The organism is Arcobacter sp. F155 (assembly GCF_004116455.1).
Classification (GTDB): Bacteria; Campylobacterota; Campylobacteria; order Campylobacterales; family Arcobacteraceae; genus Halarcobacter.
In genome coordinates this window covers 106,320-124,456 of the sequence record NZ_PDJU01000007.1, presented here as the reverse complement: position 1 = coordinate 124,456, position 18,137 = coordinate 106,320, and the positions used below count along the sequence as shown (strand labels likewise).

General features: G+C 28.4%; 20 protein-coding genes. 15 read left to right on the top strand and 5 right to left on the bottom strand.

The annotated features are described in order from the left end of the window. The first annotated feature begins 219 nt into the window (after nt 1-219). From CRV03_RS08945 to CRV03_RS08905, 9 genes are all read left to right on the top strand, one after another. Nucleotides 220-1,629: a DASS family sodium-coupled anion symporter gene (locus CRV03_RS08945; protein WP_129084804.1), complete on the top strand. Its 1,410-nt coding sequence runs from the start codon at nt 220-222 to the stop codon at nt 1,627-1,629. A 240-nt stretch (nt 1,630-1,869) separates the two neighbouring features. Further along, on the top strand, nt 1,870-2,598 hold the full coding sequence (locus CRV03_RS08940; protein ID WP_129084803.1) for a DUF4198 domain-containing protein: 729 nt from the start codon (nt 1,870-1,872) through the stop codon (nt 2,596-2,598). 2 nt (nt 2,599-2,600) lie between these two features. Continuing rightward, the gene (gene cbiM / locus CRV03_RS08935; RefSeq protein ID WP_129084802.1) at nt 2,601-3,203 is read left to right on the top strand and encodes a cobalt transporter CbiM; all 603 of its coding nucleotides are present in this window, start codon (nt 2,601-2,603) and stop codon (nt 3,201-3,203) included. After that, the gene (locus tag CRV03_RS08930; protein ID WP_129084801.1) at nt 3,200-3,607 is read left to right on the top strand and encodes a hypothetical protein; all 408 of its coding nucleotides are present in this window, start codon (nt 3,200-3,202) and stop codon (nt 3,605-3,607) included. Before cbiM ends, CRV03_RS08930 begins: the two co-directional genes overlap by 4 nt. Further along, nucleotides 3,604-4,251, top strand: coding sequence for an energy-coupling factor transporter transmembrane protein EcfT (locus tag CRV03_RS08925; RefSeq protein ID WP_129084800.1), 648 nt, complete (start codon nt 3,604-3,606; stop codon nt 4,249-4,251). The genes CRV03_RS08930 and CRV03_RS08925 overlap by 4 nt, the downstream gene beginning before the upstream one ends. Next, the gene (locus CRV03_RS08920; RefSeq protein WP_129084799.1) at nt 4,248-4,901 is read left to right on the top strand and encodes an energy-coupling factor ABC transporter ATP-binding protein; all 654 of its coding nucleotides are present in this window, start codon (nt 4,248-4,250) and stop codon (nt 4,899-4,901) included. Before CRV03_RS08925 ends, CRV03_RS08920 begins: the two co-directional genes overlap by 4 nt. A gap of 58 nt (nt 4,902-4,959) precedes the next feature. Then, nucleotides 4,960-5,445, top strand: a complete 486-nt coding sequence (locus CRV03_RS08915; protein WP_129084798.1) for a hypothetical protein — start codon at nt 4,960-4,962, stop codon at nt 5,443-5,445. Continuing rightward, nucleotides 5,446-5,643 carry a YwbE family protein gene (locus CRV03_RS08910; protein ID WP_129006787.1) on the top strand — a complete coding sequence of 66 codons (198 nt, stop codon included), beginning with the start codon at nt 5,446-5,448 and terminating at the stop codon, nt 5,641-5,643. Beyond that, entirely contained in the window at nt 5,643-6,089 is a 447-nt protein-coding gene (locus CRV03_RS08905) for a YaiI/YqxD family protein (protein WP_258239052.1), read from the top strand. The genes CRV03_RS08910 and CRV03_RS08905 overlap by 1 nt, the downstream gene beginning before the upstream one ends. A gap of 8 nt (nt 6,090-6,097) precedes the next feature. Here CRV03_RS08905 and CRV03_RS08900 read toward each other — a convergent pair whose 3' ends face one another. Beyond that, nucleotides 6,098-6,901, bottom strand: a complete 804-nt coding sequence (locus CRV03_RS08900) for a bacteriohemerythrin (protein ID WP_164968647.1) — start codon at nt 6,899-6,901, stop codon at nt 6,098-6,100. A 42-nt stretch (nt 6,902-6,943) separates the two neighbouring features. Then, the gene (locus CRV03_RS08895) at nt 6,944-7,153 is read right to left on the bottom strand and encodes a hypothetical protein (protein WP_129084795.1); all 210 of its coding nucleotides are present in this window, start codon (nt 7,151-7,153) and stop codon (nt 6,944-6,946) included. A gap of 195 nt (nt 7,154-7,348) precedes the next feature. On the opposite strand from CRV03_RS08895, the gene CRV03_RS08890 reads away from it, so the two are divergent. The 3 genes from CRV03_RS08890 to CRV03_RS08880 are packed head-to-tail and all read left to right on the top strand — an operon-like array spanning nt 7,349 to nt 11,981. Next, nucleotides 7,349-9,448 carry an ABC transporter substrate-binding protein gene (locus CRV03_RS08890; protein ID WP_258239054.1) on the top strand — a complete coding sequence of 700 codons (2,100 nt, stop codon included), beginning with the start codon at nt 7,349-7,351 and terminating at the stop codon, nt 9,446-9,448. Beyond that, the gene (locus CRV03_RS08885; RefSeq protein ID WP_129084793.1) at nt 9,445-10,110 is read left to right on the top strand and encodes a response regulator; all 666 of its coding nucleotides are present in this window, start codon (nt 9,445-9,447) and stop codon (nt 10,108-10,110) included. The genes CRV03_RS08890 and CRV03_RS08885 overlap by 4 nt, the downstream gene beginning before the upstream one ends. 59 nt (nt 10,111-10,169) lie before the next feature. Beyond that, nucleotides 10,170-11,981: a 3'-5' exonuclease gene (locus tag CRV03_RS08880; protein WP_129084792.1), complete on the top strand. Its 1,812-nt coding sequence runs from the start codon at nt 10,170-10,172 to the stop codon at nt 11,979-11,981. 9 nt (nt 11,982-11,990) lie between these two features. Here the strand turns inward: CRV03_RS08880 and CRV03_RS08875 are convergent, their stop codons facing one another. Next, nucleotides 11,991-12,992: an endonuclease/exonuclease/phosphatase family protein gene (locus CRV03_RS08875; protein WP_129084791.1), complete on the bottom strand. Its 1,002-nt coding sequence runs from the start codon at nt 12,990-12,992 to the stop codon at nt 11,991-11,993. Beyond that, complete coding sequence (locus CRV03_RS08870) at nt 12,993-14,348, bottom strand: chloride channel protein (RefSeq protein WP_129084790.1); 1,356 nt, start codon at nt 14,346-14,348, stop codon at nt 12,993-12,995. It lies immediately after the preceding gene. 172 nt (nt 14,349-14,520) lie between these two features. Here CRV03_RS08870 and CRV03_RS08865 point away from each other — a divergent pair, with 172 nt between their 5' ends. The 3 genes from CRV03_RS08865 to CRV03_RS08855 are packed head-to-tail and all read left to right on the top strand — an operon-like array spanning nt 14,521 to nt 17,221. Next, nucleotides 14,521-15,333, top strand: a complete 813-nt coding sequence (locus CRV03_RS08865) for a DUF234 domain-containing protein (protein WP_129084789.1) — start codon at nt 14,521-14,523, stop codon at nt 15,331-15,333. A gap of 4 nt (nt 15,334-15,337) precedes the next feature. Further along, a complete protein-coding gene (locus CRV03_RS08860) occupies nt 15,338-16,417 on the top strand; it encodes an FkbM family methyltransferase (RefSeq protein WP_129084788.1) in 1,080 nt (359 codons plus the stop codon). 9 nt (nt 16,418-16,426) lie between these two features. Further along, nucleotides 16,427-17,221 (top strand): alpha/beta fold hydrolase, encoded by a 795-nt coding sequence (locus tag CRV03_RS08855; RefSeq protein WP_129084787.1) that lies wholly within the window; start codon nt 16,427-16,429, stop codon nt 17,219-17,221. A 1-nt stretch (nt 17,222) separates the two neighbouring features. Here CRV03_RS08855 and CRV03_RS08850 read toward each other — a convergent pair whose 3' ends face one another. Next, the gene (locus CRV03_RS08850) at nt 17,223-17,984 is read right to left on the bottom strand and encodes an alpha/beta fold hydrolase (RefSeq protein ID WP_129084786.1); all 762 of its coding nucleotides are present in this window, start codon (nt 17,982-17,984) and stop codon (nt 17,223-17,225) included. Between the last annotated feature and the right edge of the window lie 153 nt (nt 17,985-18,137).

Below are 18,137 nucleotides of genomic sequence, written 5' to 3'. Positions count from 1 at the left end.
TAGTATGTATATTGATATAATTTAGTTCCAAATCGTTCCTGTTAAACTTCTACCAAACTAATAAAATAGTATAGGAATACATTCCTATGCTCATTTTACAAAACTACTAAATAACTTAAAAAATACCTCTAATTGTAACATTAAAATTAAATATAATAAAAGTAATATTGTGCAATAATTATAAATATATTACATAATTATAATAAGAAGGAGTTAATTATGTTATCTAACAAAATGAAAATGGCTTTACCCATTTTAGTTGCAATATTTATTGCTATACTTCCGACTCCCGAAGGTCTTACAGCAAATGCTCATTACTTTTTCGCAGTATTTATTGGTGTGATTGTAGGCTTAATTTTAGAACCTATTCCTGCAGCAATGATTGGATTAGTAGGTGTTGCATTTAGTGCTACTTTTGGATTAGTAAGTGATAGTGCAAAAGCGAGTAGAGATTGGGCATTAAGTGGTTTCTCAAATGGAGTTATCTGGCTTATCTTTGCGGCATTTATGTTTGCACTTGGTTATAAAAAAAGTGGTCTTGGAAAAAGAATTGCTTTATTATTAGTAAAAAAACTAGGGAAAACTTCTTTAGGTTTAGGTTACGCAGTGGCATTTGCAGATGGAATTTTATCTCCATTTATGCCTTCAAATACTGCAAGAAGTGCAGGGACAATTTTCCCAATTGCGATTAATATTCCTCAGATGTTTAATTCAACACCAGAAAATGAACCTAGAAAATTAGGAGCATATATTTCATGGGTTGCTATTGCAGCTACTTGTGTAACTAGTTCGATGTTCTTAACAGCACTAGCTCCAAACCTTTTAGCAGTTTCTTTAGTTGAAAAAAATGCTGATATAGTTATTACTTGGGGACAATGGTTTTCAACACTAGCAATAGTTATGATTCCACTGTTTTTATTAGTACCATATTTAGCATACCTTATTTATCCACCAGAACAAAAACACTCTCCTGAAGCACCAGCTTGGGCAGCAGAAGAGCTTAAAAAAATGGGTTCAATAACTCAAAAAGAGTTAATCATGCTTGGACTTGGGATTTTAGCTTTAGTATTATGGATATTTGGTAAACAAATTGGTGTAAATAGTACAGTTGCCGCTATCTCTGTATTATGTTTATTAGTTTTAACAAATGTAATTTCATGGGAAGACGTAATTACAAATAAAGCTGCAATCAATGTATTTATTTGGTTCGCCACTTTAGTTGCAATGGCCGGTGGTCTTAAAAAAGTAGGATATTTAGATTGGGCAGCAGGATTAATCTCTACTTGGCTTGAAGGTTTATCTCCTTCAATAGTAGTATTAGTTCTTGTCGTTTTATTCTTCTTATTCCACTATTTATTTGCAAGTGTTACTGCACACGTTGTAGCACTTTTACCTTTATTTATTGGAATTGGTGTAAATCTTATTCCAGCTGATATGGTTCACTCTTTAGCACTATTATTAGTTGGGTCTTTAGGTTTAATGGGAATTTTAACACCATATGCAACAGGACCATCACCTATATGGTATGGAGCTGGGTATATATCTCAGGCAAAATGGTGGATGTTAGGAGCAATCTTTGGAGCTATTTATTTAGCGGGACTTGTTCTTTTAGCACTATTTATTATATAAAGAAGTAGCACTTTTTAAGTGCTACTTTTATAAAATAACTCTATGACACCCTTTCAAAAATTTAATAAATGGTTTGATGAAAACTCAAATAAGATTCTTTGGATTGTTTTAGGATTGCAAGCTTTAATTGTAGCAATTGCAAGTTATAATAATTAGTTCATAAAGTACATAAGTATCTTTAAAATTTATTCTTCTATAACTGCCTTATAAATATAATTTCTAAAAAATGAAAGGCATATCTTGAAAAAACTTATTTCAACTTTAGCAATCGCAGCAGCTACAATTGCAAATGCACACTTTTTGACATTTTTACCATCAACAGACAATGTTAACTCTAAAGAACAATCAAATATAAAGTTTGATGCCATGTTTATACATCCTTTTGAGCAAACTGGTATGACAATGGAAAAACCTTTTGGGATTTATGTAGGAAATAAAAAAGAGGAACTACCTTTAAGTGAAACTACAAAGTTTGAGCACAAAGCTTGGGAGACTTCATACAAAATAAAAAGACCTGGTGTTTATCAGTTTTTTGTTCAACCAGAACCATATTTTGAACCTGATGAAGGGAAATATATTTCTCATGTACCAAAATCAATTATTTCAGCATATGGAATGGAAGATGGATGGGATGAACCACTTGGATTAAAATATGAGATTATTCCAACAACAAAGCCATTTGCTTTATATGCAGGAAATATCTTTTCAGGAAAAGTTTTACACAATGGTAAACCTGCAAGTAATGTAGAAGTAGAAGTTGAACTTTATAATGAGTTTGGATTAAAAGCACCAAGTGATACTCATATTACTCAAGTTGTTAAAACAGATGAAAATGGTAATTTCTCTTTTGCTATGAACCATAAAGGTTGGTGGGGATTTGCTGCACTTATAGAAGAGGGTGAAAAAGAGTATAAAGGAAAAATGTATCCTATTGAAAATGGTGCATTAATTTGGATTAAGGCTTACTAGAAATGCATATCTCTGATGGAATTTTGACAAGTGAAGTAGCTATAGGAACAGCTGTACTAACAGTTGGTCTTTTAGCCTTATCTTTTAAGGATTTAAAAAACAAAAATATAGCTATAGTTTCAGCTATGTCTGCACTATTTTTTATAGCTTCTTTTGTACATATTCCATTAGGTTTTGTTCAAATACATTTAATACTTATTGGAATAATAGGTATTGTTTTAGGAGCTCAAGTATTTCTTGCTATTTTTATAGCACTTCTTTTACAAGCAACACTTTTAGGTTATGGTGGAATTAGCTCCTTAGGTGCAAACTTAATTATCATGTCCTTACCTGCATACCTAATATATTTAGCATCAAAAATGCAATTGTTAAATATATTTCCAGAAAAACTAAAATATTTTATGATAGGATTCTTAGCAGTTTTACTATCTACTTTATTACTAGCTTTAATATTGGCTTTATCAAAAGAAGAGTATTTATACGCATCTTACACAGTATTTTTAGCAAATGTTCCAGCTATGTTTATAGAAGGTTTAGTAACGCTATTTTTAATAAACTATTTAAAAAAATCAATTCCTGATTTGTTAGACGAGGCAAAAGTTTGAGAATAGCTCTCTTTTTATGTTTTTTATCATTAAGTTTGTTTGCCCATAAGCTAAACCTATTTTTAGATTATGAAGAAGACAAACTTTATATATACTCTTATTTTAACTCTGGTAGTCCATGTAAAAATTGTAAATTAGAACTTTTTGACTCAAAACAAATACTGCTAAAAACTTTAAAAACTAACGAAAAGGGTGAATACTTTTTAAAAGATTATGAAAACGTAACTTACGTAAAAGTTGAAGCTATAGGTGGACACTCTACAAAAGGAAAAATTGACAATGCTTTAACTGAAGCAAAAGATAAAAAAGCCAAGCTAAAAAGTGAAAACTCACTTTTGTCATCTATTATTGCAATTGCTTTAATAATCTTAATTTTCATAGGTTTAAAAAGAATTAAAAGATGATAAGTCTTTCTCCCACTGCTAGTTTTGTAGCTGCAATTTTTTATTCAATTTTTATTAGTTTTTCAAATGTTGAAATTCTTTATTTTCTTCCTTTAGCTTATGTTTTATTTTGTGAATATAAAAACTTTTTTCAAATATTAAAAAGAGTAGTTTTACTTAATATTTTTATTGTGATGATTTTTATAGTTTTACTTTTACAAACTTCTTTAGAAGAAGCTTTGAATATCTACTTACGAACAAATATGATTATAGCTTTTAATATTGCATTATTCTTCCGTTCTAGTGGTTATGATATTGTAAGAGCTTTAAATGATTTGAGATTTCCAAAAAGGGTTGTTAGTTCAATATACTTTACTCTAAAAATGATACAAGTTTTAAGTGATGAATTAAAAACAATAAGACAGACTTTAAAGGCTAGAGGTTTTAAAGCTAGTTCTTCACTTTTTGCATATGAAACTTATGGAAATCTATTTGGACATATTTTTGTTAAATCTATAAGAAAAGCCCAAGCTTTAGAGCAAACTTTTAACCTAAGAGGTTTTCATGGTAGAATATACCTTATAAATACTATTAAAATCTCTTATTATGATTTAATACTAATATTCTTAATCACACTTATTTATATAAAAAGGTTTATTGTATGAGTTGCTCAATAAATGTAAAAAATGTATCCTATGAGATAAATGAAAGAGTACTTTTTCAAGATATTACTTTAAATGTTTCCCATGAAGAGAAAATAGCAATTGTTGGTTCAAATGGAAGTGGGAAAAGCTCTTTTTTAAAAATTGTTGCAGGACTAATAAAACCAAAAGAGGGTGAGGTATTTTTATTCCATGATAAAATGGAAAAACTAAAAGACTTTAGAAAATATAGGTCTGATATTGGATATTTACCTCAAGATGTAAATGACTTTTTTTTATGTCCTACTGTGATTGAAGATGTAATGTTTAATCTAAGAGCAAAGGGAATAAAAAAAGATGATGCTTATAGCAAAGCTTTTGAGATTTTAAAAGAGTTAGAAATTGAGCATTTAGAAAATAGAACTATTTATGATTTAAGCGGAGGTGAACAAAAAATAGTAGCCCTTGCTAGTATTTTAATTACTAAACCAAAGATTTTATTACTTGATGAACCTACAAATGCTTTAGATGAAGAAGCAGAAAAGAAAATAGTAAATATTTTGAATAGTATAAAAAAATCGATGATTATAGTTTCACATCATAAGTCATTTATTGAAAGTCTAGCTCCGACAATTTATAGATTAAAAGAAAACTCTTTAGAAAAAATCAATTAGCAAATTAATTGCTAAGAATTTTAGATATACTTACGCTAATATATTACATAGGACAATCATGGATTTTAATAAATTAGATACTAAAACAAAAGAAGAGTTAAGCTCTCAGTTTAAAGAGTATTGTGAAACTTTAGGTGGGAAGAACTTTTTTTTAACTGCATTAGAAGAGATAAGAGATATTAAACCAAACCCTTTATTAAATAAAAGTGGTGCTTTTCATACAAGTAAAGTAAGAATCTCATTAAGTAAATCTTTATTTAAAGATACATTTACAACGCTTTTTGATTCAATAAGAAGAGAAGAAAAAGTTGGTGATATGTTAGATGGAATCAATCCAAAAGAGTATAAAGTTGTAATGAATATGATTAAAACTTTAAAGCCAACTACAGTGACTTTTGAATCAAAAGATTCAGGCGAGTCTTTCTCTTTTTCTATCTTAGATACAAGTGTTGAAAAGAAAACTAAAGTAACTTTTGCTTTTAAAGCACTTTTCTTTTACCATTTAGATGAGGCTAAAAAAGCTTTAGCTTACGAAGCTAAATAGATGATAAGAGACCCAAAAGAAAGAGACGATATTAACATAGGATTAAAAGTTAATATCGTTTTGAAAAAAGATCAAAGAACAAATAAACTTACACAAGGTGTAGTAAAAAAGCTTTTAACAAACTCTTCATATCACCCACATGGAATAAAAGTTCAGTTAGAAGATGGACAAGTAGGAAGAGTAAAAGAGATTTTATAATGACTTTATATGTAGATGGTGATGCTTTTCCTAACCTTTTAAAACCTATTCTTTTAAGAGCAATAGAAAGGTTAGGTTTAAAAACCCTTGTAATAGCAAACAAAAAAATCAATATTGGTAAATCTTCAAATATCACTTATATGGTAGTAGACCAAGGAGCTGATGAAGCTGACAACAAAATAGTTGAGCTTTTACAAGAGGGTGATTTAGTTATTACTGCTGATATTCCTTTAGCTTCTAGGACTATAGAAAAACAAGCCCATGCAATAGACCACAGAGGCTTAGAGTACACAGAAGATAATATAAAAGAGTGTCTAGCAGTTAGAAATCTAATGCAAGAGATACGTGATAGTGGGGAAATAACAAAAGGTCCTAGTGCCTTTACACAAAAAGATGCACAGAAGTTTGCAAACTCTTTAAATGCATTTTTGCAAAAGATTAAATAGTTAGTAAGCTAGTAACTATTATTTTCATTTACAATTTTTCTATCTTCATAAATAATATGCCCAATTAGCCATATATCAATATACTCTATTAATTTTCTTTCAAAATCAATTAATGTTAAAAGAGGAATTGATTTAATAAAACTGTTCATTTCATTTATGATTTTTTTATGTTGGGCAATATGCTCTTTTAAATGTGGATATTCAATACTAGCCATATACTTTTCTTCATTTTCAAAGTGATACTTCATGTATTCATATAATTTATTAATAGTAATCTTTATATGTTTTTTAATATCTTTGTCGTGATAGTTTAATGCCTCAATTGCAAGTTTAAAAAGCTCCTTGTGCTCATTATCTATCTTTTCATTTTTCACTTCATAACTATTTTTCCATGCAAAGTGCTTTTTTAAATCCTCTCTTGATTTCATAGTATGATGAACTTTTTTATCTACAAGTAGGATATGTTGTAATAAATTTGTATTAATAAAATCTGATAACTCTTTTATATTCTCTTCAATAGATGATGTTTTTAGTTTCTTGATTAATTGATTTAGTTTATTCACTATTTCTTTATGAATACTTTTATGCTCTTCTACATTTTTATATCCAATAGACTCCATATAGTTTTCTTCATTTGAAAAATGAAACTTTGTATATTTGATAAGCTCTTTAATAATTGACATAAGTTCTGCTTTATTATTTTGACACTTATATGCCTTAGAAGCAATCTCAAAAAGCTTTTTATGTTCTTGGTCAACTTTTTCATGTCCAATGCTATAAGCACTATCCCAAGTTGCTAAATATGTGTTCAAGTACTTTCTCCTTTTCAATAAACTACATTGTTGAGGTTATAACTAATTTTTTTCTAATAGTTGGATACTTTTATTTTCAGTTACAATAAATTTAATCTTTAGTTTATCTAATTTACTTGTTATGGTTACTAGATCTCTAATACAAGCTGCATTTTCATGTATTCTAGTTCTTTCTATACTATTCTTTTCCAAACAGTACACATAGTAATAAGAATTTAGTTCATCTAATATTTTATAAATTGTATCTACCATCTAATCAATCCTCTTTCTAATATAATTTTATTACATTAGTGTTTCAATTTGCGTTGCATTTATATAAAATCATGTATAATAAAAAATATTATTAGGGCGTAAATAAAAGTGAAGAAAATTATAATTTATATATTTTTATGTGTTAATTGTTTATATTCTAAGGAACTAACACCAATTAGTTTGCAATTAACTTGGATGTATCAGTTTCAGTTTGCTGGTTATATTATGGCAAAAGAGAAAGGCTTTTATTCTCTAAAGGGTTTAGATGTAACTTTAAAAGAGTATAAAGCTAATAATGCACCAATCTATGAAGTAAGAGATGGCAAAGCACAGTTTGGAATAAGCCGTTCAGATTTAATTATTCATAGACTTAATGGAATGGCAAACTACTTACAATTGTTTGCTTTGTGCCAAGCTTCTCCTTTAGAACTTAATACTATAGAAAAACGTGGAATCAAAGAATTATCAGACTTAAAGGGCAAAAAGATTTTGTATTTTGATACCCCTGAACTTTTTGCATCAATTTATGGAATGCTTGAAACAAATGGGATTAAATCAGATGATTATACATGGGTTAAAGCAAAGGGATATGACTTAGAAGAGATTATGGATGGTAGAGCAGATATTGTAGCTGGTTATTCAACTATTACTCCAAATATTTTTAAAAATAAAGGTTATAATCCAGTCTCTTTCCATCCTAAAGATTATGGATTTGATTTTTATGGTGATATCCTTTTTACAACTGATGAGTATGCAAAAGAAAATCCACTTATTGTAAAAAACTTTTATGAAGCATCTTTAAAGGGATGGGAGTATGCATTTGCTAATGTTGATGAAACTATAGATGTTATAAAAGAAAAATATAATACTCAAAATTTAAAAAAAGAGTTATTAGAGTATGAAGCAGATGCTTTTAAAGAGCTTGCATTTTTTCCTGGAATTCCTTTTGGAGATATAAATCCTGTTAAGTTAGAAAAGATTGCAAATACCTTTAAACTTTTAGGAAAAACAGAAAGTACAAAAACAGACTTTACAGATTTTATTTATACAAGTAAAGATAAAAATAGCTACCTAACAAAAAAAGAGAAGGCTTATATAAAAGATAATCCAGTTATAAAAGTAGGAGTGAAAAAAGATTCAGTTCCTATAGATTTTATAAATAAACTTGGATTGCATAGTGGCGTTGCTAATGATATTTTAAAGTTTGTTTCTCAAAATACTGGACTTAGATTTATTTATATACAAGATACAGAGAGTATTCAAAAGCTTGAAAAAAAAGAGTTAGATTTAATTATTACAATACAAGAGCTTAATAATAAAAATTTTCTATCTACGAAAACTATTTTTAACTTAAAAGAAGAAAAGTTTATCAAGGATATAACCCAAGATGACAATAGTATCAAACAGATAAAAACACAAAATATTCCAATCTCTTTTACGTTACATAAAGATAATCAGGTATTAAAAAGTATTCTTTTAAAAACTATTGAGAAATTAACAGTTGAGCAAAGAAAAGCAATCCATAATAAATGGGTTCCAAAGGTTATAAAAGAGAGTTTTGATTGGACTATAATTTGGCAAATATTAACTTTAGCAGCACTTATAATTATCTTACTTCTTTATAAAAATATCCAACGAAAAAAAAGTGAAAAAATAAGGTTATCGAAACAAGTTGATGAAAAAACAAAAGATTTACAAATTGCATTAGAAGATAAAGCTTTATTATTAAAAGAGTTAAATCATAGAGTTAAAAATAATATGCAAATGATTATCTCTTTATTAAGGTTACAAGAAGACAGCATAAAAGATGAAAAGTTAAAGTCAATTTTGTTGACTATTCAAAATAGAATTAATGCAATGAGTCATTTTCATGAGTTACTGTATACACAAAATAATACTACTCATATCCATGCAGATGATTATATAGAGTTACTTATTAGTGATTTAAAAAGTGGATTTGAGTCAAATATTGATATAGAGTATGACATTAAAGTGGATTTGGATATTTCACAAGCAATCTATGTAGGGATAATATTAAATGAGCTGATAACCAATGCCATAAAATATGCATATGATGATGACTCTGGTCTTATTTTTATAGAATTAAAAAGAGAGAAAAATATTTACTACTTAAGAGTAAAAGATAATGGTAAGGGTTTCCAAAAAGAGTCTAGTAAAAACTCTTTAGGAATGACATTAATAAAACTTTTAGTTCAAAAGCAATTAAAAGGAAGCGTTGTGTTTAACTCTAATAATGGAGTTGAAGTAAATATTCAATGGAGTAATAATAAATGAAAATACTAGTTGTAGAAGATGAATCAATTGTATCCTTTGATATTCAAATGGCATTAGAGTCTTTTGGTTACATTGTTACCGATACAGTTGAAAACTATGACGATGCTATAAACAGTGTAAAAGAAAATATGCCAGACTTAATCTTGCTTGATATTAATTTAGAAAACTCTAAAGACGGTATTGAGATTGCAAAGACAATTCAAGAATTTAAAGATATAGATATTATTTATTTAACTGCTTTTACTGATGACAAGACTATTGACCGTGCAGTAGAAACTAATCCTTTGGCATATTTAGTTAAACCCTTTAATCGCAATGAATTAAAATCTACATTGAAACTTGCTTTACATAAAATGGATTTAAAAGAGTTAGATAATAAGCATATCTCTTTAGGAGATGGATTTACTTATGATAAAGAGAACAAGAATTTATATTTTAATACTGTTCCTGTTAAGTTAAGTCAGAAAGAGGAAAAGCTTTTAGAACTCTTGCTTGAATCAAAAAACTCAATAGTCTCTTTTTCAGATATTGAATATAATATTTGGCCAGAAAAAGCAATTGCAGATAGTACTTTAAGAAGTCTTATTTTTAGGCTAAGAAGTAAACTAAATCATAAAGTTATTGAAACTATTCCAAGTTTTGGTTGTCGAATTGTGATTTAATAATCTTTCAAATTGTAATACTTTATTTGCTCTTGTAAATATTTAGATAATATTCCTTCATGAATTTAACCAAAGAACAAAAAGATATTATAAAAGCTGTTAGTAGAAATAAAAACATAAAGATAAATGCCTTTGCAGGTACTGGTAAAACAACTACTTTAAAAGAAGTTGCAAATGAGTATAGTGATAAAAAGATTTTATATCTAGCATTTAATAGTGCAATCAAAAATGAAGCAAGCTCAATTTTTCCAAATAATACAAATGTAAAAACAACCCATGGACTTGCATACTCTGCAATCAAAAAATATACACAAATAGATTTAAACTCACTTGTAAATTATCGTGCAATTGATATCGCAAATGAGTTTAGCATACCTTACACACAAGCAGTTAGCGCACTAAGAATATTTGAAAACTTTTGTAATAATACTCAAGATGAAATCTCAAAAGATGACACTGAGCATAAGACTGCAAAAAAGATGTTTGACCAAATGTTAATTGGTGTTTTAAAGCCCACACATAGTTTTTATTTAAAGTATTACTACCTTCTTATATCAAAAGAGCAAATCCCTCAATTTGAGTATGATATTGTGATGCTTGATGAAGCACAAGATACAAATGAAGTGACTTTAGGTATTTTTGAAGCTTTAAGTTCTAAGGTTAAAGTGTATGTTGGAGATAGACATCAACAGATTTACTCTTTTAGGGGAAGTAAAAATGCCCTTGATAAAATCTCTTGTGATAAAGAGCTTTTCTTATCTCAAAGTTTTAGGTTTAATGAAGAGATTGCTTCTTATGCAAATACTCTTTTACAAAACTTTAAAAATGAAAAAGTAAGTATTCAATCTCACTTAAATCCAAACTCAAAAACTAAAGAGATAAAAAGTCATGGCTATGTATCAAGAACAAATGCTCAGCTTATCTCTGTTATCTCAAAAAGAATAGAACAAAGAAATCCTTTCGTAACTGTTAGAAACCCAGAAGAGATATTTAATCTTAGTATTGAAGTCTATTATTTACTAAATAATGAAAGTGACCAAATTAGAAGAAACCAGTTTTTAAAAGGTTTTAAAGACGAAGAAGAGTTAGCTTCTTATGCAAAAGAGGTTGATGATTTTGAATTAAGAACAGCAATAAAAGTAGTAAAAGAGTATAGTGAGCGAATTTTTGAATTTAAAGAGATAGCTATTAAGTTCTATAAAGCATGGCAAAATAGAAAGATGAACAACTTTGAAAGAAGAATAGAAGAAATTTTATTTTTAACTACAGCTCACACCGCAAAAGGTTTAGAGTGGGATAGTGTAATTGTTGCAGATGATTTTCCAAACTTTGCAGAACTAATCTTCGATTTAGGATGCGATAGTTTAAAGCAGTTTAAAGAAGAGTTGGAAAAACTATCAAATCAAGAGTTAATAGATGAGTTCAATCTTTTTTATGTAGCACTTACAAGAGCAAAGAAGAGTCTTGTAAAAGATAGTGAAAACTTCCATTATCTTATGAGTTCAAAACTTGAAAAACTAATTGACACTAAAATTGATGAAGCAAAAGATAGTTTTGAAAAAGGTGATGAGAAAAAAGCAGTTTCAAAAATGGATTATGATGAGGTTCAAAAACTTAAAGAACAAAAAAATCTTGAGAGTGGTAAAGCTAAAAAAAGTGGCTTAAAATGGAGTTTAGAAGATAGAATAAAACTAAAAAGCCTATTTAAAAAAGATACAAATATAGCTACTATAGCTTCAAAGTTAGAAAGAAGTACAGGAGCTATTTTAGGTGAACTTTTAAAAGGTGAAATTATAAATAGACAAGAGCAAATTCACTTATCAACTTTACTAAAAAACAATCAAAAAGCTAGTAAAAGTAGCCTGTCTTAATATACTAGCTTAAGAGTTTAACGTGATTTCACAAACTACAGGAGCATGGTCACTTTGAACTAAACTACCATCTTGCTTCTCTTGTAAGTGTTTATCAAAAACTTCATAAGAGTTTATTTTCCCAAGATGTTTTTTAAATCTTTTATCAAACTCTTTTGAAACAAAAATATAGTCAATAACATTTCCATATGATTGATAGTAACTAGTAGGTGTTCTTTTAATCTCTTTTTGTTCTGGATGTGGATTATAAACTTTTTTGTCATATAAATAGTAAGCATCATGAAGTAGATTGAAGTTTTTATCTAAGTCTTCATGATAAGCTCTATTTGTAAGAGCATCAATACTTAATGAAAACTCTTTGTCATTTAAATCACAAAGACATACAATAGGCGTTCGTGTTCTTTTAAAATCATAATATAAAGATGAAGTTTCACAAAGTCTTTGTTTTAAAGCAGGGGAGTAATCTTTTTCTAAAGCCTCCTTTATTTTCTCTTTTTTATTCTTTAGTGTATCTTTTTTTGTAAAAATATATTCAAACTCATTTAGTCTATTTGATTTAAAATGGTTTACATAAACTGTTATATTTAAATTGTTTGGAAACTCTATTAAAGCTTTTATTGGAACTCTTGAAAATCTAAATGTTCCTTTGAAGTTATACTTTTTTAGACTATAGCCATTTGCTTTTACTTCTGAGATTTTTTTTATTGGATATTTTGAAGCAAGAGCTAAAGTTGTACTTATATAGATATTTGGATGAGTTTTACTAATTCTTGGTTCATCAACAGTTACAAAGTACTCAAAACCTAACTCTTTTGTTAATTTTTCTAACTCTTTACTTGAAAATACTTCTTGGAAACCTATAACATCACAATTCATATTAGTGATTTGTTCTTTTATCCAAGCTGTTTTTTTATTCCACTCATCTTGATTAAACTTCTCTTTTTTTGTGTAGTATGAGAAAGGAGGAGCACAAAACTGAAAAAGATTAAATGTTGCAAATCTTAGGTTCATCTATTTTTTTGTTCTCCAGTTAAATTTCTTTTTAAAGTCTTCAACCTTCGTTCTACTTTTAGTACTTAGATCTATTTTGCTTTGTTCTATATTATCTCCAAAATCAATATTTAGCATATCTGATTTTGAGAACTTTAAAATTTGAGAAGGGAATACACTTCTATGTCCAGTAAGTAAGAAGGTAATTACTGCACTAATAGCTGCATAATGAGCAATATCAACTCCAAAAAGTTCAACTGCCATAATAGTTGCTGCAATAGGAGCATTTGTAGCTCCTGCTAATACACTTGTAAATCCAAGTGCAGCAAATAGTGCTAAGTTATCTCCCACTAGTGTTCCAAAGAAGTGTCCACTTGTAGCTCCCACATAGAATATTGGAGTGATAACTCCACCACTTCCTCCTGCTCCTAAAGTAACAGAGGTATATAAAGTCTTAGCAATAAAGGAATACCAAGGAATATCTTCTATAAGTTCAGGATTTGAGAAAAATAGTTTTGAAATAGTATCAAGACCCAGACCAAAGAACTGGTCTCCAATAAAAAATGATAAAGCTACAAGAAAAACACCAGCAATAAAGGCTTTTAAATAAGGGTTTAACTTGATAGCTCCTATAGTTACTTCAGCTTGTTTGATAAATATAATAAACATATATGAAACCAAACCAAAAAATACCCCAGCAACTGCAACTTGTAAAATAAGAGTTATATCAAAGGGAATAAAGTCCATGAAATAATAAGTATAATGAACTCCTAATAGTTTAGCTGTTGTATAAGCTGCAAAACCTGCAATAAATGAGGGTAATAAAACATCATACATAATAATACCCACAATTAGTACTTCAATACCAAAAATTGCACCAGAAATAGGCGTTCCAAATACTGAAGCAAAACCCGCACTAATACCACAGATTACAAGTTTTTTTCTATCTTTTGCAGAAAATTTGGCAAGCTTTGAGATAAAAGAAGCAGCACCTGCACCAATTTGTGCTCCTGGACCTTCTTTTCCTACAGAACCACCAGTGAAGATAGTAATAACAGTTGCAACAAGTTTTATAGGAATAACTGCAAAATCTATTTTCCCTTCTTTTTTATGCACAGCTTCAATAATCTTTTCTGTTCCATGGCCTGAAGCACTTGGCGCATAAGTTCTAATAAGAAATACAGTAATAACTAAACCAAAGGGTAATAAAAAGTATGAGGGGAAGGGTAGGAACTCTTTTAAGTTATCTGACTCATGTATAACATTTAAAAAAAATGTAACTATAGCTCCAATTATAGCTCCAATTGCAGAAGATAGAAGCACCCATTTTAATACGCTAAAAAATATAACTGATTGTTCAAGTAGATGTTTTTTCATAGAGAATACTTTGTAATATAAATATCTTTTATAATTTTAGCAAAATAATATGTCATTTATCTGATATAATACGGTAATTAAAAAATTTAAAAAAGGCTTTATTATTATATTAACTAATAAAACTCTAATTGAACAGTTTCAAGACTTTTGTGAAACAAATAAACCAAAGGATATGCAAACAGCAGTAAACTATTTTGCGGTATTTGGTGGACTAAATGTTAAACTTGATTTAACAAAACCTCTACGAACTTTGATTATCAGACATATTTTAGATGAATATTATGAGATACATGACTATATTGAGAAGAAAACTAAAAACTCATCACTTTTTCATAAGATTTTAACAGGGATTTCTTTAGGCGATAGAAGAATCAATAGTGCTTTTAAAAGAGCTGATTTAGATTATGAAGAAGCAATTGATTGTATTGATGACTTAGAAGATTTACAATTTATTACTGAAGAAACTTCAATGGACTTTTTAACAAATCAATTTGAAGAGAATGAATCTGCTGATAAACTTCTTTTTACAACACCATTTTTAAGATTTTGGTTTGCTTTTGTTTCTCCTTTATATAAGGGAATAGCAAGGGAAAATTATGATGAGTGTTTCAAAAAGTTTGATAATTATCAAGCAGAGTTTATGGACTTTATTTTTGAACAGTTATGTCATGAGTATATAAAAGAAATCTTCTCAGATGATGAGATAGAAGAGATAGGAAGATATTGGGATGATGAAAAAAGAGAAATAAATCTTTTAGCCCAAACCACTAGTGGAAAAGTTATAGTTGGACTTTGTAAATATACTAATTCAAAAATGAAAAGTAATGAGATTAACAAACTAAAAGAGCTTTGTTTAGAGTTAGAACTTATTCCTGATTATGTGGTTTTATTTTCAAAGAGTGGTTTTACAAACGAACTTAAGTCTCAAAAAAATGAGAGTCTTAGGTTATTTACAATAAAGAGTTTAAAAGCATTAGTTAACTAGTTCTATGAAAAATCTTATTGATGAAAACTATATTAATACAAAAGATAAGCAGCTAGTAGAAGAGTTTATCTCTTCAACTAGAAAGAAGTTCATTTTAGGAATTAATAAATTTACAAAATCTATTCAAAAGTATGTAGAAGTAGATGGTGTAATTGATGACTTTACAAGGGTACAAAGCTCAAGAAAGAAATCAATCTATAAAATAGAAGATGTTCCTAAAGAGGCACTTATTCTTTCTGTTTCTACTGGAAGTCCTTTAGAAGTAAAAGAAGGGCTTGATAAAAGAGGCTTTGAAAATATAAATTATTTAGCCTTTTATAAGCACTCAAACTTTGATTTAAAAGAACCTCCTTTTATATGTGACTTTGAAGAAGACTATAAAAACAATAAATCAAAATATGAAAAAGTTTACTCTTCTTTGTGTGATGAGAAATCTAAAGAGGTTTTTACAAAAGTTATAAACTTTAAAATAAGTTTTGATTTAAAGTTTATGGAAGGCTTTACAAATAACCATAAAGAACAGTATTTTGATAAAGAGTTGATTCCAGATATAAAAGAGATTGTTTTCTTAGATGGTGGCTCTTATGTTGGAGATACTCTTCCTTCAATAATAAAAAACTTTCCTGACTATAAAAAAATATATTGCGTAGAACCAAATGAACTTCATATAAATATTGCTAAAAGAGATTTTGGAAGCCATGAAAGAATTGAGTTTATAAACTGCGGTTTAGGAAAAGAGAAAGTAGTAAGTGAAGAGAACAGTCATATAAAACATCATGGAGCACATGATTACCAAGCTTTAAATATAGATACTATAGATAATCTTATACAACAAAAAGTTGACTTTATTAAACTAGATATTGAAGGTGCAGAACAAGATGCATTAATAGGAGCTACAAATACTATCAAAAAGTATCAACCTATCTTAGCTGTTTGTATCTATCATAAAGCCCAGGACTGGTATAAAGTTCCAGAGATAATATTAAATATCTGTTCTGAGTATGATATTTATTTAAGACACTATATGGAAGGAATATATGAGACAGTTATGTATTTTATTCCTAAAAGATACTCTTTAAAATAAAGGTTTGTTTTGTCTATTAGAAAGTTTGAATATGAAAAAGACCATTTTTTAGAATATAGTGAATATAACAGCTCTTTTTCTAAAACTCTTGTTATGCTTTATGGAACCTTTGGAACTATAAAACAAGATGAGTTAGCAAAGTTTTATGAAGAAAAAAAGACAAGACTTATAGTTATAAGCCGTATTGGTTATGGAAACTCAACATATAAAGAACTAGAAAACTACCTTGCATATTCAAATATTATAATCAAACTTCTTGATACTTTAGAAGTAGAAGAGTTTTCACTTTTAGGAACTTCTGCTGGGGCTTTACACTGCTATTGTCTAGATACTTTAATTTCAAATAGAATAAAAAACATTTTTGTATATAGCTCTATGGCAGCAGTTAATGAAGAAGAGGTTATCAAGTGTTATGGAAACTATGAACAGATAAAAAGATTTTATGAGTTTTTTGCAAAACAGAGTAATAAACAAAATGGTGATTTTATGTTTAACTTTTACAATGAAATCTTTGATGAAGAGTTTAAAAAAAGCCACAGATATAAAGATACTCTTAGTAATGATAATAAAGCTTTAGGACAAGAAGTAAAACTTCAAAGCAAAGATTGGGGCTTTTCTATAAAGGATGTAAAGACCAAAGTATATTTACACCATGCAAAAGATGATACAGAAGTTCCATATCAAGCAGTAGAACAAACAGCAAAAATGCTTAAGAACTCTTCTTTGAAATTAGTAGAAAAAGGAGGTCATAATAATAAGACTTCCTTTTATGAATTTAATGAGTTTTTATCTTCAAAACTTTAATTTATATTTTTAAAACAAACTCTTCTACTTTTGTAGCAAAATATACAGGACACTCTATCATAGGATAGTGTCCTGCTTCCATACACTCAATTATCTCAAAATCATTATAATAAGATTCAAACTGTTTTTTTACATTGTTTTTATGAAAAGCAGGTAAATCATGGTAACCTACAATTATCTTTATAGGTACTTTTATATCTTTTACTTCTTTTATAAAATCAGTTGTAAGATACATAGTCATATATCCAGTTCTAGCCTCTAAGGTTGAAGCTTCATACCCCATCTTGATTCTATAGTTTTTCCAAGCTTGGTTATATCTTTTACTTGCACTTTCAACTACATGTTCGATTAGGTTTTCATTTCTTTTCATACTTTCAAGTAGTTTTTCTTGTGCATCTGGTTTCATTTTTATACCAGCTGCAGAAATAGGAGTGATTAGAATTAGTTGTTTAACTCTAGCGTCTATTAAAGCAAGTTTTTGAGCTATCATTGTTGACATAGAGTGCGCAACAATATGTACAGAATTAAGGTTTAAATGTGTGATGAGGTTCTTTACATCACTAGAAGCTTCATTGCATGAATACTCACCCTTGTAATCTTTTGATAAGCCATAACCTCTAAGGTCAGTAAAATAGTATGTGAATTTTGTAGTATCTAGATATGGAAATATTGGCTCATAGTTTTTGCAAGACCCCATAAGTTCATGTAAAACTATAATAGGAATATCACCAGTACCTATTTTTTTATAATTTAATATAGTCATAAAATCTCTTTATTTTTTTGAAATATTAACATTTTTATATGTAATTTATATGAAATATCTCTATCATATAATTCAAAAGGCATAAAGTTTAAGCTAAGTCTAATTTAAGGTTAACTTAAGTATAATCCATGACTTTTTTAGAAAACTCAACGT